The sequence below is a fragment of the Kineosporiaceae bacterium genome (assembly GCA_016713225.1).
In the GTDB taxonomy this organism is placed as follows: domain Bacteria; phylum Actinomycetota; class Actinomycetes; order Actinomycetales; family Kineosporiaceae; genus JADJPO01.
Genome location: JADJPO010000002.1, coordinates 80,859 through 106,849, shown reverse-complemented (window position 1 = coordinate 106,849; position 25,991 = coordinate 80,859). Strand labels below are relative to the sequence as shown.

Here is a 25,991-nt window from a genome sequence, read left to right as displayed (position 1 = left end):
GTGCTCCGAGTCACACCTGACCTGAGGAAAGGGATCCCGGTGGCCCAGCAAAAGGCAGCGCCGAACCGGCTTGAAGGCAAGCTCACCCTGATCGATGCAACAGCTCAGTCCATCGGCTTCATGGGCCCGGTGTTCTCGATGGCGTTCCTCGTGCCGCTGTTGGTCGGCATGAACGCCTCGGAGAAGGGCGCCGGCATGGCGGCGCCCCTGGCGGTGTTGCTCGCCGCCGTCGGGGTACTCGGCCTGGGGTGGATCGTCTCCGAGTACGCCCGCCGGATCGCTGCGGCCGGTTCGCTGTACGACTACATCAGCGACGGCTTCGGCTCACGGGTGGGCGCCGCGTTCGGCTTCCTCTACTACGGCGGCATCCTGGGCCTGGGCGCCGGACTACTGGTGCTGATCGGCGGCACCATTCACGACACCCTGCTGGGCGAGTTCGAGCACGCGCTGCTGCCCGAGGGCGTCTGGGACATCCTGCTGCTGATCATCGTCGGGGTGGTGCTCTACCTGGGCGTGGCCCTGTCGACCCGCACCCAGCTGGTGCTGGCGATGGTCTCGATCGCCGCGGTGCTGCTGTTCGCCCTGTACGTGATCATCAAGGTCGGCGGCGACAACGACCTGGTGACCGCGTTCAACCCCTCGGCCTCGACCACCGGCGGATTCAACGGCATCTTCTTCGGCGTGCTCTACGGCGTATTGCTGTTCACCGGATTCGAGACCGCCGCCAACCTCGGCGAGGAGACCGCTCACCCCAAGCGCGACATCCCCCGGGCCGTGCTGATCTCGGTCATCACCATCGCCGGGTTCTACGTCCTGGTCACCTACGCCCAGGTCGCCGGCTACGGCTTCAACATGGACAACCTCGGCGCGAACGCCGGTGCCCCGCTGTTCGGTTTGACCGGCCCGGTCGCCGACGGCGGGTTCGGCTCGACCGGCATCCGCATCCTGATCGAGATCATGGTCATCCTCGACATGCTGGCCGTGCTGATCGGTGTCTCGGTGGCCGCCTCGCGCGGCATCTTCGCCCTGGCCCGCGACAAGCGCCTGCCGCACGGTCTGGCCACCGTCTCCTCGCGCAGCACCCCGCTCAACGCCACCGCCCTGGTCGTGGCGTTGTACGCGGTGCTGGTGCTGGTCACCCTGTTCGTGCCGAGCTTCGTGGCCCAGTCGACCCCGGACGGTCCGCTGCCGCACTACGTGGCCGTCTTCTACTGGTTCTCGACCCTGGGCAGCGTCAGCCTGGCCACGATCTACCTGGTGATGTCGATCGGCGCCTACCGGGGGCTGGCCGACCACCCGAGCCGAACTGGGGTCTACCTGGCCGCCACCGTCGGCACGCTGGTCACCGGAGCCGCCCTGTTCGGCGCCGTCTACAAGGTGCCGGCGCCGCTGATCTACGCCGCCTACACCGCACTCGGCGTGTTGATCGTCGGCGGCATCCTCACCGTGGTCTTCCCCGGTGAGGACCACGTCGGCGACCAGTGGGAGCCCCTGGCCGAGGCCGACCACGGCCCGCAGAAGCTCTGATCGACGCCTCGATCACGAGCACGAGAGGGGCTCGTCCGACCCGGTCACGGGTGGGGCGAGCCCCTCTCGCCGTGATCATGCAATCCGTGCACGTTTCGTGCACGGATTGCATGATCACGGCGAGGGGGGGTCGGTGAAGGCGATGGTGGGCAGGTCGACGGCGGTGGCACCGCCGTCCACCGGGATCACGGCGCCACTGACCGCCGAGGACGCCGTTCCGGCCAGGAAGCAGATCACCTCGGCCACCTCGTCGGCGGTGATCGCCCGGCCCAACGGCGTGTGACGCGTCGCCAGCACGTAGGCCGCCTCACGGTCCGCCAGACCCTGCTGGACGGCGAGCGCATCCATCTCGCCGTCGGCCATCGGCGTGCGCACCCAGCCCGGGCAGACCGCGTTGGCCCGCACCCCGGACGCGCCGAAGTCCCGGGCCAGCGAGCGGGTCAGGCCGACCAGGGCGTGCTTGGCCACGGTGTACGGCGCCAACTCCGGTGGGGCCGCCAGCCCCGCCAGCGAACTGACCACCACGATGGCGCCGCGTCGGGCGATCAGAGCCGGCAAGCAGGCCCGCGCCGAGGCGACCGCCGTCATCAGGTTCACCTGCAACGCCTGCTGCCAGTCGGCGTCCTCGACATCGAGCACGCTGCCGGTGCCCTCACCGCCCGCATTGGCGACCAGGGCGTCCAACCCACCGAACCGGGACGTCGCGGCGTCCACCACGGCCCGCATCGCGGCGACATCGGCGGCATCGGCGGGCAGGGCCAGCGCCGCCTCACCGAGCTCGCCAGCCACCTCGGCCAGCGGCTCCGGACGGCGCCCGGTCAGCACCACCCGACCACCGTGACCCACCCACGCCCGGGCGGTCGCCGCGCCGATGCCGGTGCCGGCCCCGGTGATCAGCGCCACCGGCCCGGGTGGTCCGGACTTCGGTGCCGCCGCGCTCACGACAGCAGGCGTTCGGTGCGGGCGACCACCTCGCGGCAGAAGTCGCCCACCAGAGCCGGGTCGTCGATGAACTGGCTCGGCTTGATGCAGAACGTGCCGAAGCCCTGGGCCAGCTGATCGGGGACCGATTCCAGCGCCTCGCCGATGTCGGCGCACGAGGTGTCGTCGGGAAAGCGTGCCCGGGTACTGCCGATCATCTCCAGCGAGGCCGCGGTGCGTCCGGCGGCCTGCATCGCATCGGCCAGGTGCACCAGCATGGCCGGGGTCGGCCGGCCCAGCGGGTTGTAGCCCGAACCGTGGCGCACCAGGCGCCGCACCAGGGCCGGGTGCAGGGTCTCGCCCCCGAACCACAGCGGCGGGCCCTCGGATCGGGCCGGCCCCGGCGAGATCCACACGTCGTCGAAGGCGTAGAACCGGCCGCGATAGCTCACCGGTTCGTCCTTGACGCACGACCGCCACACGGCGTCCCAGATGTCGAGCTGCTCGTCGAGCCGGGCGCCGCGTTCGGCGAAGGGCACCCCGAGTGCGGCGTACTCGTCGCGATGCCAGCTCACTGTGGGTTGCACCACCAGCCGGCCGCCGCTCAGCCGGTCGAGTGTGGCGAAGTCCTTGGCCAGCAGCAACGGGTGACGCAGCGGCGAGATCACAGCGGAGGCGATCAACCGGATCCGCTCGGTGCAGGCGGCGACCCCGGCCAGCATCAGCAACGACGACGGCCACGGCGTCGCCGGGTCCTGGTTGCCGGGCAGGGCGTACTCGCGGGGGTTGGCCATGCGACCGGCGCTGCCCGCACTCAGCCCGAGGACGACGTGCTCGCTGGTCATCACACCGTCGAACCCGGCGTCCTCGGCCTCTCGGGCCCACCGCACCACCGTGGTGAGCATGTCGCGGGGCGCGCCGCCGGCGAGCATGGTCCAGTTCTCGGTCAGCACCAGGACGAATCGGGGCAGCACGCCCACCAGTATGGGTCCGAGGCGGCGACCTGCCTAGGATCTAGGGGTCTCGCCGGACGTGGTGAGTCGGCACGCGGTCGACACATCAGGAGGGGAACATGACCGGCCAGTACACCTTGGATCAGACCGAACATGCCGTGTCCGAACGCCTGAGCGGGCTCCCGGTCGATCACCAGGCCATGGCGGCCATCGGGGGGCTCTATCGTGCCGCCGGAGCCGTCCGCAATCACTTCGAACGCGCCGTCCTCGCCGGGTACGACCTCACCTGGACCGGGTGGGTCGTGCTGTGGGTCGTCTGGGTCTGGCAGGACATCGAGACCCGGCACGCGGCGTCCGAGGCGGGGATCACCAAGTCCACGTTGACCGGGGTGGTCAAGACCCTCGAGGCGCGTGGGCTGATGCGGCGGCGGACCCATCCGGGCGATGGACGACGGGTGATCCTGTCGCTCACCCCGCAGGCCACCGACCTGATGGTCGAGCTGTTCCCGAAGCTCAACGCGCAGGAGGTGGCGGTGGTCGGCGCCCTGAGTGAGAGCGAACTGGGCGCCCTGGTCTCGGCGTTGCGCACGATCGTGCTCGGGTTGGAGTCGGACAGCGAGCCGCCCGACCTGCACCTGCCCGTCTGATCGATGGGCCTCGCAACGGCTCGGCGCATGCCGACAGCGCCCGTGTCCGTCGTGGCGGCCGGGCTCACCCTGGTGGTCGTCGCGGTGGTGAACTGGGCACCCGCCCGGATCGACATCGCCGACCCCGCGCCCTCGGCGTCGCCCGAGCAGGTGGTGGAGGTCTACCTGACCGCGGTCACGGCGCGGGACTTCGCCACCGCGAACCGGCTCACCCTCGGCGACCGGTTCAGGTACTCACGCCTCGACCGCGCCCCGCGCTACCTCGAGCTGCGCGTGGGCCCGGCGCAGAACCTGAAGCCGGGCGATCCGACCGACGGACAGTCGAGTGCCGACGCCTTCGCCCAGGCCGCCCGGGTGCCGGTCTCGTTCCACCTGCACGGTGGTGACACGTCCCAGACCGACGGCCCCACGGAATTCGGATACCTGGTGGTGCGCAACGACGACTCCGAGCCCTGGCTGATCGTCGACAGTGGAGTGGTCTGACCCGGCGCCCCGGGCGAGGTCAGAACGTGGTGTGCTCCCAGCGCGCCTGGACCCGCTGGGCGGCGAGGGCTCGCGCTCCCTCGGCGAGCACCTCGTCGGGGCTGCCCTGCACCGGAACGACCACCGGACGCAGCCGCAACGGCTGGTCGAGGCCATAGGACTCGGCCAGCGCCGTGTCGACCTCGTCCACCAGCCGAATCGCCACCCGCTCGCCGGACTCGACATCCGTGGCCGCGAGCATCACGGCCAGTTCCTCGGTATCCAGGCGGTAGGCCACGTCGCCGACCCGCAGCCCCGTGTGCAGGGTGTGGGCGATCAGGTGCAGCGCCTCGTCGGCTGTCTCGTCGCCGTGCTCGGTGCGCATCCGGGCGAGGCCGTCGATCTCGGCCATCACCAGCGTGACCACCATGCCGTGATCGTCACGGCTGTTCAGGGCGGCCTTCAGATCGTGCGTCAGACACGATGCCGGGGCCAGGCCGGTGACCGAGTCGCGCTCCTGCCCCTCGCTGCGCAACACGCCACGACGGGTCAGCGCATCGAGCGAGGACCCGGCGATCCGTGCCAGCCGATCGAGCAGGTCCTGGTCGGCGATCTCGAACGGCCGTTCGCCCTCACGCCGGGCGATCACCGCACCGATGAAGGCGCCGGCTCCGGCGACCGGCACGACCAGCAGCGCCGAACTGCCACCATCGGCCAACGGGTCGCCGGCGAGCACCTCGCGCATGGCCACACCGGTCAGCAACGCCGCCAGGGTCTGCGGTCCCCAGATCTCGGTGGCGCTCGGGTCGAGCCCCAGCACCTGCGGGCCTTCGATGGAGCGGACGACGAGCACGGCCTGGTCGGCCTCGATCAGGGCGCGGGCCTCCTGCGTGACGACCTCGGCGATGCCGAGCCGGGTCGTCTGCGCGGCCAGTCGCACCCGGATGGCGGCCAGGGCGTCGTGCACCGCCGGCAGCTCGGCGGCCCGCTGCGTCGGCACCCACACCACCGGCTCCGCGACCGGGTCTGCTTCGATCTCCGTCCCGGCTTCCGCCTCGGCCCAGGGAGCGGTCCAGGCCGGATGGTCGACGGGCTCGTCGATCACGTCGGTCTCCGGCTCGGTCCACTCGGTCGCCGGCTCGACCCACTCATGGGCCGACTCGACCCACTCGGTCGCCGGTTCGGCAACCCAGTCCGGGGCCGGTTCCGGCAGGGCCTGCGTCGTCGCCGGAGCCACCGCGACGTCCGGCATCGCGATCACGGGCATCCGGGCGGGCGGCGGGGTGACGACACGCGCGACCGGCACCTCGGCGGCACGACCGAAGGCGATGTCCGCCTCCTCGATCGAGCTGCGCCAGAGCGAGAGCGTGGACGGCGGCTCGGCCGGCGTCGTGTCGGCCGGCGCAGTGTCGGGTGGGGTCGTGCCGGGTGGCGTCGTGCCGGCCGAGGTCGCCGCCGCGACCCAGCCCTCGGCCCAGCCGTCGGGGTGGTGGACGCCGTCCACATCTCCCCAGTCGAGGTCCTCGCCCCAATCGATCGCGTAACGGGCCTGAGCCCGGCTGGGCTCCGCGTCAGCCGTCGAGCCGGAGGACCCGGCCGAGGTCTCGGCCGAGACCGCGACGACCTCCGTCTCCGACCCCGCTGCCGGCTCGATCGACGATTCGACCGACGACTCCGCACCAGCGAGGTGGATGACCTCCAAGATCTCCTCCTCCGGGCTCACCTCGAGCAGCACCGCAGCGGACGGCGGCGGGCAGGTGCGGCTCAATCCAGCGGCCCAGGCAGGCACCGTGCGGTGCCGTCCGGGGGCGTTCATCGGGTGCGTCGTGCCCAGCCTCGCGGCCAGCTCGGCGTCCTGGGTGCTCAGGACCCGCGGCGCTGGGCGTTCGCTCGCGGGCGGCGTCCGCGAGGGCAGCACGGTGATCGCCACCACGGGTTCGGCGATGAACGAGGCCGGACGCACCACCTCACCGAGACCTGCCAGCAGCAGGGCATCCGCGGGGGCGGCGCCGACCAGGCGCGCATGGCGACGACGCATCACGGGCTTGGCCAACCGGTAACCGACGGCGGCGGTGAACAGCCCCAGTGAGGCGAGGGCTGCCTCCCGCGCGCCGGTCACCGCGGGCACAGAGGTGAGCGCGGGGGCTGTGTAGATCAGGGCGTCCAGAGGCACGCAGACTCATCGGCAGCTCTAGGCCGAAAGTGGAGTCCTCGCCCGAGATCTCTTGATGTCCGGCCCCCGATGCCGATACGTGACCTTCTCGCGCTACATCCGGGTCACCTCGTCACCATTCGCACTCGGGTTGGGGGTGCCGGGTGATGTGATGAGCCCATGGCTCTGTTCCGGCGTCGACACCCGCCCATCGTGGTGTCGCCCACCTCGCAGGCCATCGACGGATTCTGGGCCTGGTGGGCGCGCAACGCCGACGACGTGACGACCGCGGTGACCGCCGGGCACACCTACACGGTCGAGTCGATGGTCGGCCCCGAGGTGGCCCGGATCCATCCCCACCTGACCTGGGAGCTGTGCCCCGGCAGCGGGTCCACGTTCCTGTTCGCGATCTCCAGCGATGGACACCCCGAGCTGCGCACCCTGGCTGAACGCTGGCATCGCGCCGCGCCGCCGGACGACGCGGTGTGGCAGTTCCGGCCCGCCCGCCTGCCCGACCCGACCGCCTTCCGTCGCGGCAACGTCGTCGAGGCCGGTAGCGCCGAGATCGACCTGTCGACCGTCGTGGTGCAGGCCCTCGCCGACGACCAGCGGTGCCGCCTGGACGTGTCCATCTACCACCCGCGGTTCTTCCAGATGACCGAGCAGGCCCGGGCGCACCTGAGCTTCCTGGTGCTCGACTGGGCGCTGGGTGAGGACGACGTCGAACGCTGGGTCGGCGCGGTCGAGGCGGTCACCGTGGCGCCGATCGACCCCATCCCGGTCGCCGACCTGCCGGAGGTCGTGCGCCGTGCCGCGCAGACCTGGGGTGGCGAACGCTGGGCTCTGATGGAGGGGTGGCACGGCGAACGGCGCCTGCAGGTGGCGATCCGCCACCCCCTGCACCGGGTGGACCGCCCGCTGTTCGACGAGCACGTCGAGATCCGCCTGCCCTATCGCGATCAGCTGTCCGACGGGTTGCCGGGTGAACGGGCGCTGGGTGACCTGCGGGCCTTCCAGGAGACCGTGATCGGACGCCTGGGCGAGACGGCGCTGTTGGTGGGCCACGAGACCAGCGCCGGCGAGCGGCTGCTGCACCTGTACGACGACTGCACGGCGTCCGTGACCCCGGTGATCCAGGGCATGTTGCGGGCCTACGCCGGCGGGGGCGCCTCGGTGCGCGACGAACCGGACGCCGCGTGGCAGGCGGTGAACCACCTCCGCCCACAGTGATCGCCCTGATCACCCCTGATCACCCACGGGCGTCGAGCCGGCTCAGTCGATCAGCACGGTCAGGGTGTGGATGAGCAACCCGACCAGACCGCCGACCACGGTGCCGTTGATGCGGATGAACTGCAGGTCCCGCCCGACGTGCAGTTCGATGCGCCGCGAGGCCTCCTCGCCGTCCCAGCGCTGCACGGTCTCGGAGATCACGGTGACCACCTCGTCGCGATAGCTGGTGACCAGGTGCGCCGCGGCGTCCTCGGCGTAGCCGTCGAGGCGCTGCTGCAACACGGCGTCACCCGCCAGCCGCTCGCCGAAGGTCTGGACGGCGTCGGTGGCCCGCACCCGCAGGTCGCTCCCCGGATCGTCGACCGCCTGCTCGAGCGAACGGCGCACCGTCGTCCAGAGCTGCTCGACGGCACCTCGCACGTCGGGATGGGACAGCAGCCGATCACGGAAGGCATCGGCCTTGGCCTGCGCCGCGGGATCATGCTGCAGGTCACGGGCGAACTCGGCGAGCAGGTTGTCCAGCGCCTTGCGGGCGCGGTGGTGCGGATCGGCCCGGACGTCGCCGGCGAACGTCACCGCCTCGAGGTAGGCCCGCTGGGCGACCTTGTGGTCGAGCCAGGTCGGCGTCCAGGCGGGTGCCCGCTCGAGCACCAGCCGCACGATGACGTCCTCGTGCTCGGCCAGCCAGTCGTGCAGGTGGTCGACGCCGACGTCGACCAGCCGGTGGTGGGCGCCGTCCTCGACGATGCGGGCCAGCAGCCGGCCGGACGGTGGCCCCCACGGCCGGTTGAGCACCTTACGGACGAAGATCTCGTCCAGGACGGCGAGCACCGTCTCGTCCTTCATCACGGTCATGGCGCCGCGCGCCAGGCTGGCCAGCTCGCTGGTGGCTCGCTCGGCCCCGGCCCGCCGGCTCAGCCAGACCCCCACCCGCCGCGCGATCTGGGCGCGTGAGACCCGCTCACGCACCACGTCCTCGGCCATGAAGTGGGTCCCGACGAAATCCTCGAGGTTGTGCCCGAGGGCGTCCTTGCGGGTGGGGATGATCGCCGTGTGCGGGATCTTCAGCCCCAGCGGGTGGCGGAACAGCGCCGTGACGGCGAACCAGTCGGCGACCGCGCCGACCATGGCGGCCTCGGCCATCGTGTTGACGAAGCCCACCCAGCCCGCGTCCCGTCCGGGCAGGCTCACCAGGTAGATCAGCGCTGCCAGGGCCAGGAGTGAGGTGGCGACCAGTTTCATCCGGCGCAGCTGCGCCCGACGCAGGTCGTCCGTAGCCGTGACTGCCACCATGCTTCCCACTCTGACATGCAGCGAGCCGACGCGCGCTCCACACTCACGGCGGCCCGATACCCACCCCCGCGCGGCTGACCAGGGGTGCGCCGACCACCCACCCGGGCGCCCATGATCACTGTTAGATCGCACTCTGCACCGCCTTGGCGGTGGTGAACTGCGATCTAACGGTGATCTTGCTCCGACAGGAGCGTCAGTCGGGCATCACGGGTTCGATCTCGCTGGTGCAGAACATGCACCTGGTGGCATCGACCGGCACGAACGACTTGCAGAAGTCGCACTCACGGTTGCCCTGGGCGCGGAAGTTCATGCCGACGCGCATCAGCAGCTTGACCATCAGGAGCAGCACGCTGGCGATCAGCAGGAAGTTCACCAAGGCGGTGAGGAACTTGCCGATCTGGATCGAGCCCTTGCCGACGGCTATGGAGATGCCCGAGAAGTCCGGCTCCCCGAAGATCGCCGCGACCAGCTGCATCAGCACGTCGTTGGCGAAGGACTCCACCACCGCACCGAACGCCACACCGAGGATCACACCGATGGCAAGGTCCACGACGTTGCCGGACAGGGCGAAGCCCTTGAAGTCTTTGATCAATCCACCCACCGGGCGAGCGTAGCCATCGGCCGCCCGGTGGAGGCGCAGACACGCGAGACTTGCCGTTCAGCTCGCCTGCCCCGTCCAGCCGTGTCACTGTATGTGCGTGATCTGGCACTCTCCGTGGTCCTCTGGGCGTCGACGTTGCGGAACGCACACCCTCCGCTCCCTCCGGCGCACCCCGATGATCCCCCTGCTGGTGCTGCCGGCTGCGCTGGGGTTGCCGTCGCTGCCGCTGAGCGTGGATCCCCTGCCCGCCTCGGCGCCGGTCCTGGCCACTGCACCCTCGGACGCCGCCACCGCCCCCGCCGAGACCTCGGCACCAGCCCCCGACACGGCGCCAGCAGCTGGCGGAGCACTCGCCGAACCCCCGTCGCCACCGGCCACGGCGCCGGGCGGTGCACCCGTCACCGCGCCGGCCCCGGCTCCAGCCGCTACTCCGGCTACTCCGGCTGCTACTCCTACCGTGTCCGCCTGGTCGCCGCCCTTGCGTCAGCGCCCCCGCCCCGTGACCAGCGAGGTCCTGCGCCAGGCGCCGGTGTTCGGCACGGTCCGCCTGGTCACCGTCCGCGAGCAGAACGGCCGCCCGGTGGCGACCGACTCGACAGCTCCCAACCGGGCGCAGGCCACCGCCGCCGTGGCCCGTGCTCTGAGTGACCCCACGGTGCTGGCGATCAGCCTGGCCGAGGAGGTCCACGCCGAGGCCACCGGACCCGATCCACTGCGCGGGCAACAGTGGGCGCTCGACCGACTGCAGGCCGACCAGGTATGGGCGTTACAGAACGCCACCGGAGTGACCGTTGCGGTGGTCGACAGCGGCGTCGACGCCGGCCACCCCGACCTGGCCGGGGTGGTGTTGCCCGGCACGGATCTGGTGACAGCCGGCAACGGCCAGAGCGACCCGTACGGTCACGGCACCCACGTGGCCGGCGTGATCGCCGCCGTCCGAGGCAATGCCCTGGGCATCGCCGGCCTCGCGCCAGGCGCCCGCATCCTGCCGGTTCGGGTGCTGGACGCCGCGGGCAACGGCAGCGACGCCGACCTGGCCAACGGCATCGTCTGGGCCGTCGACCACGGCGCCCGCGTGATCAACCTGTCGGTCGGGTCGCCGGACTACTCCCCCGCCGAGGCCGCAGCGGTCGCCTACGCCGTCCAGAAGGGCGCGGTCGTGATCGCCTCGGCGGGCAACGAGCGGGCCAAGGGCAATCCGGTGATGTACCCCGCCGCGTTCCCGTCGGTGATCGGTGTCGCCGCCACCGGGACCGACAACCGCACCCTGTCCTTCTCCAGTTCGGGCAGCTACGTCGACCTGGCCGCCCCGGGGACGGGGATCGTCTCCACCTATCGACGCGGCTACTCCGCACTGGCCGGCACCTCCGCCTCGGCTCCGTTGGTCTCGGCCACCGCCGCTCTGGTGCGCGCGGCGGCGCCCGGGTTGAGCAACATCCAGGTGGCCTCCCTGCTGACCTCGACCGCCCAGGACGTCGAGACCACCGGCCGCGACAACCTCAGCGGCAGTGGCCTGGTCCGGCCGCTGGTCGCCGTGACCCAGGCCAAGGCGATCGCCCGGGGCGCCGCCGTACCGCCGGCGACCCCCACGACGCCGACCCCGGCGGTCATCGCGGTGACCAGCGCCCCGGCCCGGGCCGGCTACGCCAGCACGGTGACCGCGACGTTCCGCATCGCCGCGGGCGGTGCCCCGCTGGCGTCCGCGCGCGTCTCGATCTGTCAGGCCATGGCCCCGGCCACCAAGGCGACGTGTGTCGCGGCCACCAGCACCGCCTCGGGCCTGGTGACGCGCAGCGTGGTGCTCACCGGCCACCTGAGCCTGTGGGTGCAGTACGCCGGGACGACGCGGATCGGGCCCGCGATGTCGGCGCCCCGGACGATCCAGGCCCTGCCGTCCGCCACGGTACGGGCCGGCACGAAGTCGTTCGTCCTGACCCTCAGGCCGGTGGCCCCGAACGAGCGGATCGGGATCCAGCGCCGCAGTGGGTCGACCTGGGTCGGGGTCACCACCAAGGTGATACCCACCAGCGGCGTGCTCACCGTGACCGGGCTGGTCAGCGGCGGGGTCTACCGGGCCAGCATCCCCGCGACCGATCGCACGCTGGCCGCGACCACCAGCGCGGTCACCGTGAGGTGAGGCGAGCGCCTCAGACCAGCGGCATGCGCAACACGAAGAAGAAGCCGGTACCCGCCGTGGCCATGGCGCAGTGCCCGGCGTTGACCGGGATCCACAGCGACAGCGGAGCATGGCCGACGAGGGACCCCTCGTTGTAGAGGTCGAACTCGAGTGGCCGGTCAGGATCCCCCGGCAACAGGACGTTGAGCTCGGCCGCATCGTCGTGGTGGTGGATCACGCAGTAGTCCGCCACCAACTGCGTGGTGTCGACGATCTGGTGCAGCGCTCCGTGCACCGGCGCGCCCAGGAAGGCGAACCGCCGCAAACCGGGGCCCGCGTCCTTGTGGCCCGGGACGCCGTCCAAGGTGCGTTCGACACTGTCCCAGCGACCGTGCGGCAGCTCCTGCTCGAAGCCCGGCAGTGGCGTGTAGCTCAGTCGCGCGGTGATCTGGGGACAGCTGACGACGACCTCGTTCCCCTTCAGCTCGAGCACCGGGTTCTCGGTGATCGGTGCCCAGGGACCGGTCTGTATCTCCATGATCTGGAACGGAGATTCCACGGTCGTAGGAATAGTCATGTTCGCGAGGTTATCCCGCTCCTCACGTCGATGAGTCCCGCGTGGCACGATCGGGTGCATGGACCGACGCCGGGCGAGCCACGACGTGCCCGCCCGACGGGGGTCGCACGCCGCCCCGTCCCGGCCTCGGTGGGCACGACGCATCCTGGCGGGCGTGGGCGTCCTGGTGTTGCTCATCGGGGGTGGCACCGTCGTGGCGGCCACCGTCCTGAAACGCAACATCACCACCGTCGACCTCACCCCGGCTCTCGGCACCGACCGCCCCTCGGCCGCCCCCATCGACCCGGACGGCGGGCGAGCGGTGAACTTCCTCGTCATGGGCTCGGACTCGCGGGCCGGCGACAACGGCTTCGTGGGGGGTGCGATCGACGCCCCGAAGTCGGACACCACGCTGCTCGTGCACCTGGCGGCCGACCGCAGCCGCGCCGTGGCCGTGAGCATCCCCCGGGACTCCCTGGTCGACGTCCCGTCCTGCACCGACCCGGTCACGCGCCAGACCACCCCGGGCTCGCGGCGCATGTTCAACAACGCATTCGAGACCGGTGGCCCCGCCTGCACCCTGCGCACCGTCGAATCGCTCACCGGGATCCGGATCGACCACTGGGTCGTGGTCGAGTTCAACGGCTTCAAGAACGTGGTCGACGCGCTCGGTACCGTGCCGATCTGCCTGGCCCAACCCGTCAACGACGACCAGCACAACATCCACCTACCGGCCGGGCGCAGCGAGGTCGACGGTGAGACGGCTCTGAAGTACGTCCGCGAGCGCTACAAGATCGGGGACGGCAGCGACCTGGGCCGCATCGATCGCCAGCAGGCGTTCATCGCCTCGGTGCTCCAGAAGGCCACCAGCACGGGCACCCTGAGCAATCCCGCCAAGACCTACGCCGTGCTGAGAGCCGTGACCGGCGCCCTGACCATGAACCCGGAGTTGTCCAGCCTGACCCGGCTGGCCGGCTTCGCCCAGGCCATCCAGCACGTCGGCCTGAAGAAGATCCGGTTCCTGACGGTGCCGACCGGCCCGGCCCCGGACGACGTCAACCGGCTGGTCTGGACCGACCAGGCCGAGCAGGTGTGGACGGCGCTGCGGGAGGACCGCCCACTCGAGACCGCCGCAGACCGAGACACAGACCAGGACGGCACGCCGTCCCCGACCCGCTCACCGTCCCGTGGCGCCACCCCGGGCACCTCGTCGGGTGCCTCGGCCTCGCCGAGCCCGTCGGGCGTCGTCCTGGACGGCGTGAAGGTGCGCAGCGCGGACGCCGACATCTGCCCGAGCTGAGCCAGCTTCACACCCCCCGTGATCATGCAATCCATGCACAAATCCGCCGTGATCATGCAATCCGTGCACACTGTCCGACAATGTGCAACGGATTGCAGGGTGCGCTCCGCGAAGACGGCCCGGCTGAGGGTCCGACCCCTCACCCTGTCCTCCACCGTCCAGAGGGCAGCGTCCGGCCGGCCGGAGTCGGCCATCGCCGTCGCCATGAGCGCGTCCGCCTGCACCCTCGGATCTCGACCCGCGTGACGGCGTCGATCTTCGTCACGTCGGCGGCGGGCAGAGCGCCCGACGCGTTGGCGTCGCGTAGCTCCCGGAATTGGGCGCGCCGCTTCCTGTCGCCGGTGCCAGTGTCCCGCTTCAGGTCGGCGGCACCGCGCCGATCATCCTCGTGTCACACGCCAACGCGGAGGATCCGGGTGACGGCGGCGTTCCCGACGGCTCGCTGCAGGTGCAGGAGCGCGGCCACCGTCATACGCGAATGGCAGACCATCGGGCGGAATCGCGTGCTCCCGGCGCGCGATCGCGTCGGGCCGAGGAAGTGCGCCTCAAGTGGAGGACTGCGGCGGACGGCTCACCGCCGACCTCGAACGGCAGCACTGACCCCGACGTCCTGCACGCCGCCGTGCTGCCCAGCTCGGCCTGCGCTATTTCAGGCTGCCGGCGGTCAGGCCCGAGACGATCTGCCGGTTGAAGACCACGTAGACCACGATCATCGGGATCGTCACGATCGACAGCGCGGCGAACAGCAACCCGTAGTCGGTCACGTAGCGGCTCGAGAAGGCGAGCAACCCGGTCGGGATCGTCTTCAGCGCGTCGTCCTGGATGTAGAGCAGGGCCAGCAGGAACTCGTTCCAGGCGCTCAGCGCCGAGAACACCGTGACCGTCGCCAGCCCCGGGCGCACCAGCGGGACGGCGAGCATCACGAAAGTGCGCAGGTCACCGGCCCCGTCGATCCGGGCGGCTTCGAAGATCTCCTCGGGGATGGCGTCCAGATAGACCGTGATCAGGTACGTCGCCAGCGGGATCCCCATGGCGGTGTAGGGAATGATCAGCGCCCACCGGGTGTCGGTGAGCTGCAGCCGCGTGAACAGCGTCGACTGAGCGATGAAGTACGACTGCAGCGGCAGCAGCAGGCCCAGGCCGAGGGCGCCCATCAGCACCGAGCGGCCGCGGAACCGGAACCGGCTGAACGCGTACCCCGCGGCCGTCGCACAGGTCAGGATCGCCACCACCGAGACCGTGGTGACGATGGCGCTGTTGACGACATAGCGGCCGATCCGGCCGACCCGCCAGGCCTCGGCCCACTGCCCGAGATCGAGCCGGCTGGGCAGCGAGAACGGGTTGTTGAAGATCTCGGAGTTGGTCTTGAAGCTGTTCATCACCAACCACAGCATCGGGAAGGCGAAGATCAGCGCCACCACGACGAACCCGACCCGGGCCACCAGGTCGATCGCCCGCACCCGGCCCTGGACGTGCCGAACCGTGACCTCGTGCGCACTCATCGCAGCTCTCCCGTCCACCGGGTCCGCAATCGGTTGAAGACCGCTCCCAGCACGATCACCACGACGGTGAGCACCATGGCCATCGCCGAGCCGTAGCCGACCTCGCCGTTGCGGAACACCGCCCGCACCAGGTAAGTGGTCGGGATCTCGGTCGCGTTGTACGGGCCGCCGTTGGTCATCACGTAGAACAGGTCGAAGCCCTGGAAGCCGCCGGTGACACAGAGCAGGACGGCGACGCCGGTGGCGTTGGCGATCAACGGCACCTTGATCTTCCAGAAGATCGACCACTCGCCCGCCCCGTCGAGTCGGGCGGCCTCGACGACCTCCTGGGGAATCTGGGCGAGCGCGGCGTAGAAGATCGTCATGTAGAAGCCGGCGAAGACCCAGCCCGAGACCACGCAGACCGCCCAGAGCGCGGTCGACTCCTCACCCAGCCAGACCCGTTGCAGCTGTTCGAGGCCCAGTGAGCCGAGCAGTGAGTTCACCAGCCCGACGTCCGGGTTGTAGACGAACGACCAGAGCACCGCGACCACCACCATGGGCAGCATCACCGGGGTGAACAGCGCCACCCGGAACCAGGCCGTGCCACCGCGCCGAGCGGCCAGCAGACCGGCCAGGCACAACCCGACCATCACCTCGAGCACCAACGTGGCCAGGATGTAGAGCGTGACGTGCCAGAACGAGGCCCGGAACAACTCATCCGCGGCGATGTCGCGGTAGTTCTGCAGGCCGACGAACACCCGGGGGCCGAAACCGTCCCACTCGGTGAGGCTGTAGTAGGCAGTCAGGGTCAAGGGCAGCAGCACCGCGAAGCCGAAGACGCTCAGCGCCGGCGCCGCGAACAGGTACGGGGTCCAACCTCGGGTCGGCCTCACCGCGACCTCCTGGGTCGTGTCTGGAGGGAGGGCAGCCGGGATCCTGGCGCCGCCGCCGGAGGGGACGGCGGCGCCAGGCGTCTCGGGCCTGCCTCGACTACTTCAGGGCGGCGAGCGTGGCGAGCGCCTGATCGGGGGTCGCCTTGCCGCCGAGGACCTCGGCCACTGCACGATAGAGCGCCTCGGCCCGCTTCAGGTCGTAACCCGTGTCCGGCGGGTTGACCACGACCGGGGCCTTGGCGGTCAGCTCGCTGAGCCGGGTACTGCGGGCGTCCACCGGCGAGCCCTTGCCGATCGAGACGATCGGGGTGGTCTCGGCCTTGACGAACTGGTCGACGAAGGTCGAGGAGTTGACCATCGCCAGGAACGCCACCGCCAGGTCGATGTTGGCGCTCTTGGCGTTCACCACGTGCCCGGTGGTCACCGCGATCACGCTGTCCTGGTTGCCCTTGCCACCGGTGACCGTCGGCAGGTTGACGTAGTCGAAGTCGAGCCCGGGCGCCTCGTCGATCGCCCAGCTGACCAACCACGAGCCGATCGGGTGCATGGCGGCCTTGCCCCGGAAGAACAGCTGCGCACCCTCGTTGTCGGTGATGGCGTTGGCGCTGGGGTTCACGCACTTGTGGTCCTTCAGTTGCACCACGGCGTCGAAGGCGGGCTTCCAGGTGGCGGCGTCGAACCCGGCGCTGCCGGACAGCGCGGCGTCGTAGGCCTGTTCGCCGACGATCCGCGAGGACAGGTGTGCCAGGAAGTTCCCGGCCGCCCACAGGTCCTTGTTGCCGGAGGCGATCGGGGTGATCCCCTTGCCGTTCAACGTGTCACAGGCCGCCAGCAACTCGTCCCAGGTCTTCGGGGGCGTGACGCCGGCGTCGGCGAGCAGCCTCTTGTTGAACCACAGCACATTGGTCACGTCGGAGGTGTGCGGGATCAGGTACTGCTTGCCGCCGACCTGACCCAGTGCGAGCTGGTCTGCCGTGAACGTCTGCGACAGTGGGGCCTTGGTGGCCTGAGCGCTCAGGTCGGCGGCGAAGCCGTCCTTCACCCGCGTCTCGAGCCGGTGACCCACCCACTCGAAGTAGATGTCCGGGGCGTTGCGACCGTTGAGCAGGTTCGGCAGGCCGATGGTCTGGTACAGGTCGTCGTCCTGGTAGTTCATCTCGACCTTGACGCCGGCGTGCTCGGTCTCGAACTGACGCGCGATCGCGTCCCAGACCTTGATCTGGGCCTCGCCGGGCGAGCCCATGGCCACGCGGAGCACCGGGGGTTCGGCCTTCGCCGATCCGGACGACGTCCCCGAGCCACCGCCCGAGGAACACCCGGTCAGGGCGAGCGCCAATACCGCACCGGCCCCGAGGGCACGCTTCCAGGTGAGCTTCATCGATCCTCCACTGCAGTTTGCGGCGTTGTCGTCGAGAGGTCCTGCCCGCTGCCGCCCTCGGTGACCCCGGTGTCCCGGGCGAATCCGACGGCATCGGACAGCGCCATGGTCAACGCGTCGCCGTAGACGCGTCTCCCGCTGGCGCGCAAGGCGTCGAGGTATTCCTCGGCGGTTGCGGCGATCTGGGTGGGGTGTGCCCCGGCCGCCACGGCGGCAGCGAGCGCGGCCATCGCGGCGGCTCCGATGGCGGCGGTCTGCAGCCAGGGCCGGGCCTCGTCGATCAACGGGTGCCCGGTCACGGCGAGCAGCCGCTCGACGGCCGAGCCGACCCGGTCGGCGGTGACGGCCAACCCCGTTGCCGCACCGGCGTCGTCGCCCAGGCCGAGTCGGAACGCGAACTCCCCCAACGCCTGGGTCACCTCGGGGGCGTCGTCGGCGTTCAGACACGAGCCGCGGACGGCGTCCGCGAAGATCGTGAAGTCGGCCGCCAGGTCGGGGCCGGCGACGTCCTCGATCGCCCGGTGCCAACTCGCCTCGGGGTCGTAGCCCTCGGGATCGGCCAGGTAGTCGGCGATCGTGGCCAGCGGGATCTTGGAGCACTCGGCCAGTTCCATCGGATTGGCCACCACGCCCCGCGCGAACCGGTACAGATGACGGTCTCGGCCCAGGTACGGGCCGAGGTGCAGCTCGTGGGTCATCGCGACGTCGTTGACCGGGTAGTTGTCCCAGTACGTGGGCGGCCGGTTCATGCTGCGGGCCACCGCCGCCGCGTCCGCCAGCGAGATGGACGGCGCGCAGATCGCCCGCCCGGTCCAGAACAGGTCGATCCTCGGGTCGAGTCCGGCGCCGAGCCGGCGCAGCGAGGTCTCCTCACCGGTGCCCCAGTACTCGGTGGGGCACACGATCAGGCCGGCCGCTGGATCGACCTCGCGCAGCCGGGCCGCGACGTTGTTGGCCAGCTCGATCTGCGCCTGCAACAGGTCGTCGAAGGCGGCGACGTCCTCGGGGTGCTGCAGCGTGGTGGGAATGTCGTCGACCAGCAGCCCGAACTCACCGACGCCGAGTGCGGCCACGTCGACGTACTTGGCGAGCAGGGCCTCTCGATCGGTCGCACTGCTGTAGCGCATGGTCAATCCGGGGGACAGGCAGAACACGAAGGTCATTCCTCGTGCGGTGCAGGCAGCGATCAGCTCGGCCAACCGCTCGCGGGTGGCACCCCGGTAGGGCTCACGCCAGCGGTGGCGCATCAGCGGATCGTCCTTGGGGCTGTAGACGAACGTGTTCAGGCCGCGACGGGCCAGAAAGTCGATCATGTCCAGGCGCTGGGCATGGGTCCAGGGGGTGCCGTAGAACCCCTCGACAACGCCTCGGACGGCGAACGGCCCCGGCGCGGGGAGCGGACCGGAGGTCGAGGTCGGGTGGCTCACTGCCCACCCCGAGCACTCGGCGCGGTGGCGAGCAGTCGCTCGTTCACGTCGTCCCCGCCGGCGAGGTTGCTGCTCAGGTAGACCTCGGGCGGTGTGCCGCGCTCGGCCATCAGCGCGACGGCCTCGACCACCACGGCGTTGATCAGCGCGGCACCGATCACCGTCGAGGTCGGGCCGACCCGGGAGGCCATGCCGGCGATCTCGATGGCGGCATCACCGGTCGTGCCGTGGTTGTCCAGCACGATGTCGGCGATCTCGTGCAGCCGGGGGTGGCTGGTGTGCCGCGCCTGGTCCGACCGGGCATGGCGCAGGCTGGTCACGGCGATCACGGTGGCACCGCGCTGGCGGGCCGCCTGGGCCAGCTGCGAGGTGACCGCGTTGCCCCCCGAGTTGGAGATCGCGAAGAGCACGTCGCCGGAGCGGATCGGGTGATGGGCGAGCAACACGTCGGCCAGGCCGTCCAGCCGCTCCAGCGTGGTGCTCAGCGGGGCGTCGGCGTGCAGCATCAGGCCCTCGAACAGGATCGGGCGGATCCGGGCCAGGCCACCGGCCCGGTAGAACGGCTCCTCGGCCAGCAGGTGCGAGTGCCCGGTGCCGAACAGGTGCACCTCACCCCCGCGTGGGTAGGTCTCGGCCACCACGGCAGCAGCCGCCTGAATGGCCGGCCACTCGGTGCCGCGCAACCGTTCCAGCCGGTCGAGACAGTCGGCCAGATAGGACAGCCCGGGCCGTCCGCTGCTGGTGCTGCCGGTGTCGTCGACGGTCATCCCCGCTCCCCTGCGCTCCAGACGTGTACCAGGTGGCCGTAGTGCTCCGGCCGCAGCTCGGCCCCCAGCCGCAGCGCGCCGTCCAGCGGGGTGCCGGACGCCGCGACCACCGTCAGGGGGTCGGCCCCCTCGGGCGCCGGCCGCCGCAGCGCCACCTCGAGCCGAGCGCGCAGCGCGCCCTGCCGGAGCAGCCGCCCACCCAGGGCCACCGGGATCGGCGACCCTGAGTTCGCAGACCCCGGATCCTCGGCACCGCAACGGATCTCCGCGCCGAGCCAGGCCGCCGCCGCGGCAACGGTGCGCACCAATCGGGCTGCGGCGTCGTCCACCACCGCGGTGGCCACCGCGTCGCCACCGGCGGTCGCGGCCAGCACCTCGACCGCGAACCGGGCGATGGCGTCCACCGCCCGCGGCTGCGCGTGCACCGCCTCGGGCAGCACCGCCAGGTCTCCGAACCGCTCCCGGGCGGCCACCGTCAGGGCGGTCGGCGGGCCGTAGCCGTCGCGATGGTGCAGCACGGCGGCCAGGCCGGCGCGTCCGATCCAGAACCCGGCCCCCTCGTCACCCAAGAGGTACCCGTGGCCGTCGAAGAACCGGACCCGTCCGGAGCGGGTCAGCGCGGTGCAGGCCACCCCGGTGCCGGCGATCAGCGAGACCCCGACGCGCTCACCCAGGGCTGCGTGGTGTGCCGTGAGCCGGTCGTCGGTGAGCCAGACCTGCCGGGCCTGCGTCACGGTGGCGATCCGCGTCGCCAGCCGATCCCGGGCCGCCGGGCTCGCCGGCAGCGTGGTGAGCCCGAGGACGACGCGCGCCTGCGGCGGCAGCCGGTGGGCCGTCCAGGCCCGGTGCAGCAACCCGACCAGGGTGTCGTCGGGGTCGCCCTCCAGCCGGCTGATGCCGGGCAGCTCGTACACCGTCGGCGAGCCGGCCCGCTGCACCCGGGTCTGTGACTGGCCGCCGTCCACGCCGACCAGCGGCGAGTTCCGGGCGTCGGTCTCACCCACGACCCACCTCCCGGTGCTGCCCGACGCGATCGGCGCGATCGGCGCGAGCAGTGCGGTCGGCACGGGTCACCTGAGCGGTGAGGGTGTAGCGGTCACCGCGGTAGATGCAGTCGGCCAGCATCACGGTGCGGTGCGCCGGGTCGCGATCGACCATGCGGATGCTCAGGCAGGGCTGCTGATCGGCGATGTCGAGCAGGGCGGCTGTCGCGGCGTCCGGCAGCACCGGTTCGACGGTCACCTGGGCGGTGGTGGTGACGATGCCGTAGCGGCGGCCGAGCACCTCGTAGAGCGAACCGTCGAGGTCCTGCGGGCTCAGACCGGGCACCGAGCGGCTCGGTATCCACACCGTCTCGACCGCGAACGGGGTGCCGCTGCCCAGCCGCAGCCGCTGCACCCGGGTCACCGGGGCATCCACGTCGATACCCAGACCGGCGGCCAGGGACGGGGTGGCGCCGGACTGCTCCAGTCCCAGCAACCGCGAGCTCGGCGTCAACCCGCGTCGGCGCATATCCTCGCTGAACGAGGTCAGGCCCAGGGTGCGCACCACCGGGCGGGGCCGGGCGTAGGCACCCGAGCCGGGACGGCGCTCGACCAGCCCCTCACGCACCAGGTCGTCGACCGCTCGGCGCAACGTCATGCGGGCGACGCCGTAGCGGGTACACAGTTCTCGTTCGCCGGGCAACCGTCCGCCCGCCTCCAGCCGCGAGACCAGATGGCGCAGCGACGTGGCCACGATCTGGCGCGGCGTCGGGAGCGAGTCGGTGGTCATCACGCAGGATTAGAGCCCGCCAGGGCGTCGACGACAAGGCGTTGATAGACCAGTTGGGCGATCACCGCAGTGATTGATGCCCCTGGTACAGGGGATGTAACCGACTTGTGACCACCGTGGAGGTAGACCAGTTGCGGCAGTTCAGATCAGCACAACCGTGCGACATGCCCGGCGCCTATCGGGTGTGTCTGCTCACCGGCGACGCCGGCGAGGACGCCTCCGGTCGGCACGACAACCCCGATCTGCTGGGACACACCTACGTCGGGCCGTACCTGGCCGCCGACGACGGCCTGAACCTGGTGGTCGTCGACTCCGAGGGGGTCTGCGGCTACCTGCTGGCCACCGCGGACACGACACGGTTCGAGCGCTGGCGTGAGGCCGAGTGGCTCCCCGCGCTGCGGGCGCAGTACCCGATCGGTTCGGGCACCCCGCGGGACGGCGAGCTGACCGGGCTGCTGCACCACCCCCCGTGCAGCCCGCCGGAGCTGCTCACCGACCATCCGGCCCACCTGCACATCGACCTGCTGCCGCGCGCGCAGGGGCAGGGTTGGGGACGACGCCTGATGGACCACCTGGCGGACACGCTGCAGGCGCGCGGCGTCCGGGGGGTGCACCTCGGGGTGAGCCCGGACAATGCCCGAGCCCGCGGCTTCTACGCCCGCCTCGGGTATCGCGAGCTCCTGCAGGGCGACGACGTCATCTACCTCGGCCTGGGCCTCCGCCGACAAACCCCTCCGTGATCCCCCGCCGTGATCATGCAATCCGCGCACAAATCCACCGTGATCATGTAATCCGTGCACAGTGTCCGCCAGCGTGCGCAGATAGTCCGATCACCACGATGGCGGCGGGTGGGCCGATCGGGTGAACGGAGTCGAACAGGCGTTCGGGTCAACGGGTTGCCGATGTTATCGTCGAAGCAGGGTCGAGCGTCCGTGGTGGTGTACCGGAAGGCAACCCGATGAGCAGCGCCCCTCGCATTTTTCGTGCCATCCCCGACGGCCCGGTGACTCCGGCGTCCTCCCCGATCGCCGTGATCGTCGCCATGCACTGGTCAACGGGTGAGGTGACCGACATCCGGGCCGAGGCCCTGGCGTGGACCCGCGAGGCCGTCCAGGTGCGATGGACGCCGTCCGGCGGCACCGAGCGCACCGACTGGGTCACGGCGGCCGACGTCCGACGGGTCACCCCCGGCGCTCGACCGGCGGCGCCTCGGGGAGCCAGCGCCGGCGACCTGCCCCGCAGCCCGAACCGACACCGGCCGCGGTGGTGACACCCGGTGCAGACCGACACCGGACGGCGCCAGCCGGCGCCCAACGATCGCCAGGGCGAGCAGGGGTGGCCAGAGGTCGGCCACGGTGAGGCCATGACCGGCGGAGATCGTCCACAACACCGCCACCTCGAACGCCTGATTCGCTCGTGACCACATCAGCGCGCAGGCCACGAAGGCCAGGTGGGCCGGGCCACTGGGACGCACCACTGCCCAGAGCGCCGACCCCACCATCAGGCCCAGGACCAGCAGTTGGTGCTCCCGCGGGATACCGCCCAGGGCATCGCCGACCACCATCGCGTCCATCGCGGCCCAGCCGGGTGGCGGGCCGCCCACCGTGTTCGTCACCCGAAGGCCGTCGGCAGGTCACGGCGCGGGCTTCAGCCCACCGGCCGACCCCGTGAACGCATGAGGAAAATTTCACGTAGTTATCACGTTTCTCTGCCATCTCCCCCCGAAGACCAGCCCTGCGCTGCTAGAAACGTGCTCATCGAGATCGGGGACTTGATGGCGCGCAGCGTTTGTCCGACCGGTGCTGCGTGGCGCCTCGTGCGCCCTCCCTCATCCATCAGGCGGTCTTGCCGGCGGGGGCTGTTCTCAGCTTCCACTCATGGCTCATCTGGCGATGACGAACGTGGCGACGGAGGACGAACGGTATGAGGGTCACCTCGACGGGACGACGGCTGCCGGCTCTGTACCTGGCACTGATCGCGCTGCTCGGCGTGCTGGTGCCGGCGCTGGCGACAGCTCCAGCCCGCGCGGCCGGGTCCGGCATGGTGAGCTTCACCTTCGACGACGGCAAGAGCAGCCAGTACGCCAACGCACGGCCGATTTTGAACACGGCCGGGGTCAAGGGCACCTTCTTCATCATCGGTGACGCCTTCACCTGGGGCGCCACCAACATGAACGCCGCTCAGGTCAAGACCCTGGCCACCGACGGCCACGAGATCGGCAACCACACCCAGAACCACCCCTACCTGACCAGCCTCAGTTCCCGTCAGATCCGCGCCGAGTTCACCCAGTCCCAGAACGCCATCGCCGCCGCCACCGGCATCACCCCGAAGAACTGCGCCTACCCCTACGGCGCCAGCAACGCCACCGTGCAGAACATCGCCAAGACCTACTTCACCAGTTGCCGTGGCGTCACCGGCGGTCAGAACACCCTGGGCTCGAACACCTACGACCTGCGCACCTACTACGTGCAGACCTCCACCACGGCGGCGCAGATCCGGGCAGCGGCCGACCAGGCCAAGGCCAACAACACCTGGCTGGTGCTGATCTACCACGGTGTCGGCACCGTCCAGTCCAGCGACGACGTGTCCACCAGCACCTTCACCGCCCACGTCAACGCGGTGAAGGCCGCCGGCGTCCCCACCGCGACCGTCGCCCAGGCTCTGGCCGGCGGAGTCCCGACGCCGACCCCGACCCCGACGCCGTCCGCCTCGGTGACCCCGACGCCGACACCCACCCCGTCGAAGTCCGTCACCCCGACGCCCACGCCGACGCCCACCCCGTCGAAGTCCGTCACCCCGACGCCCACCCCGACACCGACGCCGACCCCGACGGTCACTCCCACGCCGACCCCGACCCCGTCGCCGTCCGTCACCCCGACCCCGACACCCACCCCGTCGCCGTCCGTCACCCCGACACCGACACCGACCCCGACGCCGACACCGACGCCGTCCGCCTCCGTCACACCGACACCGACACCGACACCGACGCCGTCCGCCTCGGTGACCCCGACGCCGACACCCACCCCGTCGAAGTCCGTCACCCCGACACCGACGCCGTCAGCGACGCCCACTCCGACGCCCACTCCGACCCCGGCCACCTCGGGCATGGTGAGCTTCACGTTCGACGACGGAAAGATCGGCCAGTACACCACCGCCAAGCCGATCCTGAGCGCTGCCGGGGTGAAGGGCACCTTCTTCATCATCGGTGACGCGTTCACCTGGGGCGGCACCAACATGAACGCCACCCAGGTCAAGGCCATGGCCACCGACGGCCACGAGATCGGCAACCACACCCAGAACCACCCCTACCTGACCAGCCTCAACTCCACCCAGATCCGCGCCGAGTTCACCCAGTCCCAGAACGCCATCGCCGCCGCCACCGGCATCACCCCGAAGAACTGCGCCTACCCCTACGGCGCCAGCAACGCCACCGTGCAGACCATCGCCGCGACGTACTTCACCTCCTGCCGCGGCGTCACCGGCGGTCAGAACGTTCGCGGTGCCAACCTGTACGACCTGCGCACCTACTACGTGCAGACCTCCACCACGGCGGCGCAGATCCGGGCAGCGGCCGACCAGGCCAAGGCCAACAACACCTGGTTGGTGCTGATCTACCACGGTGTCGGCACCGTCGAGTCCAGCGACGACGTCACCGGCGCCACCCTGACCGCCCACGTCAACGCGGTGAAGGCCGCCGGCGTCCCGACCAAGACCGTCGCCGAGGCCCTCGGCGGCGGCACCCCACCCACTCCGACGCCGACTCCGACGCCGTCTGCCTCGGTGACCCCGACGCCGACCCCCACCCCGTCTGCCTCGGTGACCCCGACGCCGACGCCGACCGCCAGCGTGCCCGCGCCCACCCAGGGCGTGGTCAGCTTCACCTTCGACGACGGCAAGCTGAGCCAGCTCGACTACGCCGTCCCGGCACTGAACGCCAACGGCATCAAGGGAACCTTCTTCATCATCGGCGACGCCCTCACCTGGGGTGCCCCGCACATGAACGCGACCCAGCTGCGCAGCGTGGCGAACGCCGGTCACGACATCGGCAACCACAGCCAGAACCACCCCTACCTCGGCTCGATGAGCACCAGCGAGATCCAGGCGGAGTTCAGCCAAGCGCAGAGCGCCATCACCGCTGCGGCGGGGGTCACTCCGAAGGCCTGCGCCTACCCGTACGGCGACTACAACGCCACCGTGCAATCCGTGGCGGCGCAGTTCTTCCGGGGCTGCCGGACGACGGACGGTGGGGTCAATGCCCTCAGCCCCAGCCGGTACGCGCTGCGGACGCTCTACGTGCACAACGACACCAGTGCCGCCGAGATTCGAGCCGCAGCCGACGAGGCTCGGGCCAGCAACACCTGGTTGATCCTGACCTACCACGCGGTCGGGGTGAACGACAGCGGCTACAGCGGTGACGAGGTGACCACCCAGCAGTTCGCCGATCACATCGCCGCGGTGAAGGCCTCCGGGGTCTCGATCCGCACGGTCTCCCAGATGCTGGGCTGACCTCG

22 protein-coding genes are annotated in these 25,991 nt (G+C 70.8%); 8 read left to right on the top strand and 14 right to left on the bottom strand.

Annotation, left to right across the window (positions count from 1 at the left end):
- The first annotated feature begins 39 nt into the window (after positions 1-39).
- Positions 40-1,527 carry an APC family permease gene (locus IPK24_06585; protein ID MBK8075230.1) on the top strand — a complete coding sequence of 496 codons (1,488 nt, stop codon included), beginning with the start codon at positions 40-42 and terminating at the stop codon, positions 1,525-1,527.
- A 114-nt stretch (positions 1,528-1,641) separates the two neighbouring features.
- Here IPK24_06585 and IPK24_06580 read toward each other — a convergent pair whose 3' ends face one another.
- Positions 1,642-2,430 carry an SDR family oxidoreductase gene (locus tag IPK24_06580; GenBank protein MBK8075229.1) on the bottom strand — a complete coding sequence of 263 codons (789 nt, stop codon included), beginning with the start codon at positions 2,428-2,430 and terminating at the stop codon, positions 1,642-1,644.
- Positions 2,431-2,465: 35 nt separating this feature from the next.
- Positions 2,466-3,428, bottom strand: a complete 963-nt coding sequence (locus tag IPK24_06575) for a TIGR03619 family F420-dependent LLM class oxidoreductase (GenBank protein ID MBK8075228.1) — start codon at positions 3,426-3,428, stop codon at positions 2,466-2,468.
- 92 nt (positions 3,429-3,520) lie between these two features.
- Between IPK24_06575 and IPK24_06570 the strand changes: the two genes are divergently transcribed.
- Positions 3,521-4,048, top strand: coding sequence for a winged helix-turn-helix transcriptional regulator (locus IPK24_06570; GenBank protein ID MBK8075227.1), 528 nt, complete (start codon positions 3,521-3,523; stop codon positions 4,046-4,048).
- 27 nt (positions 4,049-4,075) lie between these two features.
- Positions 4,076-4,531, top strand: coding sequence for a hypothetical protein (locus IPK24_06565; GenBank protein MBK8075226.1), 456 nt, complete (start codon positions 4,076-4,078; stop codon positions 4,529-4,531).
- 19 nt (positions 4,532-4,550) lie between these two features.
- Here the strand turns inward: IPK24_06565 and IPK24_06560 are convergent, their stop codons facing one another.
- Positions 4,551-6,683 (bottom strand): diguanylate cyclase, encoded by a 2,133-nt coding sequence (locus tag IPK24_06560; GenBank protein MBK8075225.1) that lies wholly within the window; start codon positions 6,681-6,683, stop codon positions 4,551-4,553.
- A gap of 159 nt (positions 6,684-6,842) precedes the next feature.
- Here IPK24_06560 and IPK24_06555 point away from each other — a divergent pair, with 159 nt between their 5' ends.
- Positions 6,843-7,892 (top strand): DUF695 domain-containing protein, encoded by a 1,050-nt coding sequence (locus IPK24_06555; GenBank protein ID MBK8075224.1) that lies wholly within the window; start codon positions 6,843-6,845, stop codon positions 7,890-7,892.
- A 42-nt stretch (positions 7,893-7,934) separates the two neighbouring features.
- Here the strand turns inward: IPK24_06555 and IPK24_06550 are convergent, their stop codons facing one another.
- On the bottom strand, positions 7,935-9,185 hold the full coding sequence (locus tag IPK24_06550) for a DUF445 domain-containing protein (GenBank protein MBK8075223.1): 1,251 nt from the start codon (positions 9,183-9,185) through the stop codon (positions 7,935-7,937).
- 193 nt (positions 9,186-9,378) lie between these two features.
- Positions 9,379-9,786, bottom strand: coding sequence for a large conductance mechanosensitive channel protein MscL (gene mscL / locus IPK24_06545; GenBank protein MBK8075222.1), 408 nt, complete (start codon positions 9,784-9,786; stop codon positions 9,379-9,381).
- A gap of 175 nt (positions 9,787-9,961) precedes the next feature.
- Between mscL and IPK24_06540 the strand changes: the two genes are divergently transcribed.
- Positions 9,962-11,923, top strand: a complete 1,962-nt coding sequence (locus IPK24_06540) for a S8 family serine peptidase (GenBank protein ID MBK8075221.1) — start codon at positions 9,962-9,964, stop codon at positions 11,921-11,923.
- A gap of 10 nt (positions 11,924-11,933) precedes the next feature.
- Here IPK24_06540 and IPK24_06535 read toward each other — a convergent pair whose 3' ends face one another.
- The gene (locus IPK24_06535) at positions 11,934-12,479 is read right to left on the bottom strand and encodes a hypothetical protein (protein MBK8075220.1); all 546 of its coding nucleotides are present in this window, start codon (positions 12,477-12,479) and stop codon (positions 11,934-11,936) included.
- A 58-nt stretch (positions 12,480-12,537) separates the two neighbouring features.
- Between IPK24_06535 and IPK24_06530 the strand changes: the two genes are divergently transcribed.
- Positions 12,538-13,758: an LCP family protein gene (locus IPK24_06530; protein ID MBK8075219.1), complete on the top strand. Its 1,221-nt coding sequence runs from the start codon at positions 12,538-12,540 to the stop codon at positions 13,756-13,758.
- A gap of 644 nt (positions 13,759-14,402) precedes the next feature.
- Here IPK24_06530 and IPK24_06525 read toward each other — a convergent pair.
- The 7 genes from IPK24_06525 to IPK24_06495 all read right to left on the bottom strand — a co-directional run bounded on the left by IPK24_06525 (position 14,403) and on the right by IPK24_06495 (position 21,480).
- Entirely contained in the window at positions 14,403-15,260 is an 858-nt protein-coding gene (locus IPK24_06525) for a carbohydrate ABC transporter permease (GenBank protein MBK8075218.1), read from the bottom strand.
- Positions 15,257-16,135 (bottom strand): sugar ABC transporter permease, encoded by an 879-nt coding sequence (locus IPK24_06520; protein ID MBK8075217.1) that lies wholly within the window; start codon positions 16,133-16,135, stop codon positions 15,257-15,259. Before IPK24_06520 ends, IPK24_06525 begins: the two co-directional genes overlap by 4 nt.
- Positions 16,136-16,232: 97 nt before the next feature.
- Positions 16,233-17,513: an extracellular solute-binding protein gene (locus IPK24_06515; protein ID MBK8075216.1), complete on the bottom strand. Its 1,281-nt coding sequence runs from the start codon at positions 17,511-17,513 to the stop codon at positions 16,233-16,235.
- Positions 17,510-18,940, bottom strand: coding sequence for a beta-N-acetylglucosaminidase domain-containing protein (locus IPK24_06510; protein ID MBK8075215.1), 1,431 nt, complete (start codon positions 18,938-18,940; stop codon positions 17,510-17,512). Before IPK24_06510 ends, IPK24_06515 begins: the two co-directional genes overlap by 4 nt.
- Positions 18,937-19,707, bottom strand: coding sequence for an SIS domain-containing protein (locus IPK24_06505; GenBank protein ID MBK8075214.1), 771 nt, complete (start codon positions 19,705-19,707; stop codon positions 18,937-18,939). Before IPK24_06505 ends, IPK24_06510 begins: the two co-directional genes overlap by 4 nt.
- Positions 19,704-20,711 (bottom strand): ATPase, encoded by a 1,008-nt coding sequence (locus IPK24_06500; protein ID MBK8075213.1) that lies wholly within the window; start codon positions 20,709-20,711, stop codon positions 19,704-19,706. Before IPK24_06500 ends, IPK24_06505 begins: the two co-directional genes overlap by 4 nt.
- Positions 20,704-21,480: a GntR family transcriptional regulator gene (locus IPK24_06495; GenBank protein MBK8075212.1), complete on the bottom strand. Its 777-nt coding sequence runs from the start codon at positions 21,478-21,480 to the stop codon at positions 20,704-20,706. Before IPK24_06495 ends, IPK24_06500 begins: the two co-directional genes overlap by 8 nt.
- A 164-nt stretch (positions 21,481-21,644) precedes the next feature.
- On the opposite strand from IPK24_06495, the gene IPK24_06490 reads away from it, so the two are divergent.
- Positions 21,645-22,220 carry a GNAT family N-acetyltransferase gene (locus tag IPK24_06490; protein MBK8075211.1) on the top strand — a complete coding sequence of 192 codons (576 nt, stop codon included), beginning with the start codon at positions 21,645-21,647 and terminating at the stop codon, positions 22,218-22,220.
- A gap of 311 nt (positions 22,221-22,531) precedes the next feature.
- Here the strand turns inward: IPK24_06490 and IPK24_06485 are convergent, their stop codons facing one another.
- Positions 22,532-23,095 carry a hypothetical protein gene (locus tag IPK24_06485; GenBank protein MBK8075210.1) on the bottom strand — a complete coding sequence of 188 codons (564 nt, stop codon included), beginning with the start codon at positions 23,093-23,095 and terminating at the stop codon, positions 22,532-22,534.
- Positions 23,096-23,403: 308 nt separating this feature from the next.
- On the opposite strand from IPK24_06485, the gene IPK24_06480 reads away from it, so the two are divergent.
- Entirely contained in the window at positions 23,404-25,986 is a 2,583-nt protein-coding gene (locus tag IPK24_06480; protein ID MBK8075209.1) for a polysaccharide deacetylase family protein, read from the top strand.
- Positions 25,987-25,991: the final 5 nt, after the last annotated feature.